Below are 2,010 nucleotides of genomic sequence, written 5' to 3'. Positions count from 1 at the left end.
TATCAACCCGATCTATTAATTACAGTAGATAATGGAATTTCTAGCCATGCTGGTGTTGATGCAGCACATGCTCTAGGCATGCAAGTGATTATTACTGATCATCACTTAACGACTAAAGAAACCCCACTTGCTGAGGCGGTGGTAAACCCAAACCAATTAGGATGTGAGTTTCCAAGTAAGGCACTTGCCGGTGTTGGCGTTGCTTTTTATGTACTTGCCAATTTGGCGAGTCTACGCAATAGACAGGGTAAAAGCACAAGTAAAGTGACTCAATATTTAGATTTGGTCGCTTTGGGAACTTATGCCGATGTTGCTGTTTTGGATTATAACAACCGTATTTTGGTCGATGCAGGTGTAAAACGTATTCAGCAACATCAGTGTCGAGTGGGAATTTTAGCCTTACTCGATATCGCTGGTCGGGAAGCTACTTCAATACGTGCCCAAGATTTAGGTTTTGTGCTCGGACCGCGCATTAATGCTGCTGGACGTATGGAGAGTATGCGTATTGGGATCGAGTGTTTATTAGCTGACACGATGGAAACTGCATACCCCATTGCTCAGCAATTAAATCAGTTAAATATCGATCGCCGTCAAATTGAAGGGGAGATGAAGCAACAAGCTTTATCTGCTTTAGACAGTTTACAACTCTCACAACAAGATATTCCCGCGGCGCTTGTTTTGTTTGAAGAAAACTGGCACCAAGGTGTAATCGGGATTGTCGCGGGACGCTTAAAAGAACAGTTCCATCGTCCAACGATTGTGTTTGCTCCAGATGAAGATGGTATTCATATTAAAGGCTCAGCACGTTCCATTGATGGGGTGCATATTCGAGATACCATTGAACAAGTTGCCGAACAACATCCTGAGCTGGTGAGTCATTTTGGTGGACATGCGGCAGCGGCAGGCTTAACGATTCGTAAAGAAAACTTTGAAGCTTTTAAAACCGTATTTAATGATTGTGTAGCTGCTATGGATGAATCAATCTTTCAAGCGACATTATGGACCGATGGTGAGCTACCTGTCTCTGCTTTGCAATTAGATACCTTAAACTGGATTGAGCGTTTAGGTCCGTGGGGACAAAAATTTCCTCTGCCTCAATTTGAAGGATATTTTAAAGTTATCGATTTTCGTTGGCTCAAAGAGACACATTTAAAGCTTAGATTAGCGATAGACCAATATAGTTTCGATGCTATTGCTTTTAATGCAGCAGGTCGCTTCGAGTTTGATCCGATGCGTGACCATGTGCATTTGGTTTATGAAATAGACCGTAATGTCTTTAATGGTAATGTGAGCTTACAGCTACGCATTGTGCATTTAAATCAATAAAAAAATCCGCTCAATTGAGCGGATTTTTTTTAATCTAGGTTAGATTAGAAGCGGTATGCTGCACGAACACCATAAGTGTTGTCGTTATCACCGAATCCAACACGACCTTCAACACTTACTTGCTGATTTAAGAATTTTTTAGCATTGATACCAAATTCATCTTTATCAGTTAAGTCGTTATTGTAGTAGTCCACACCTAAACTTAAAGTTTTATCGATGGAGTAGTCCCCGCGAACTTTATATTCGTCAAGGTCACCAAACGCACCATAAGCTTCAAGGTTTACGTCATGTTGACCAACTTGAGTTACATACTTAGCACGAACGGTAGGATCTGCACCGTCTTTACCGTCTTTCTCGTCGTAACCTTTAACACCTAGAGCAAGTAATAAACCAGGAGCTGGTAAATAACCTACTTCTGCAGCATAAGTAGTCACTTTACTGTCGATATTAGTGTTGTCGATTTCACGTTCGTTTCTGCCTACATCACCGCTAAGGTAAAAGTCAGAGTTAGGAACGAAGTACTCAACGCCTACGCCATATTGAGTGTCTTTTGTGCCGCTGTTATCGCCATAGTTAACATGTGCGTTAACGTTACTTGCACGGTTTAAGAATGCTGCTTCTGCAAGCGGTGCATTACGTGTTTGAACAGGGTTGAAATAATAAGTCCCATCAACACCGAATTTG

At 41.6% G+C, this 2,010-nt stretch carries 2 protein-coding genes; one reads left to right on the top strand and one right to left on the bottom strand.

The features are described 5' to 3' along the window. On the top strand, positions 1–1,326 hold a 1,326-nt coding region (recJ, locus tag VXQ92_RS16185; RefSeq protein WP_416682522.1), incomplete at its 5' end, for a single-stranded-DNA-specific exonuclease RecJ. A 44-nt stretch (positions 1,327–1,370) separates the two neighbouring features. Here the strand turns inward: recJ and VXQ92_RS16180 are convergent. After that, a partial coding sequence (locus VXQ92_RS16180; RefSeq protein ID WP_416682521.1) for a putative porin occupies positions 1,371–2,010 on the bottom strand: 640 nt, incomplete at its 5' end.

Source organism: Acinetobacter sp. 228, assembly GCF_048147885.1.
Note: the sequence above shows the minus strand (reverse complement) of the source record. Positions and strands in the feature narration are given on the sequence as shown.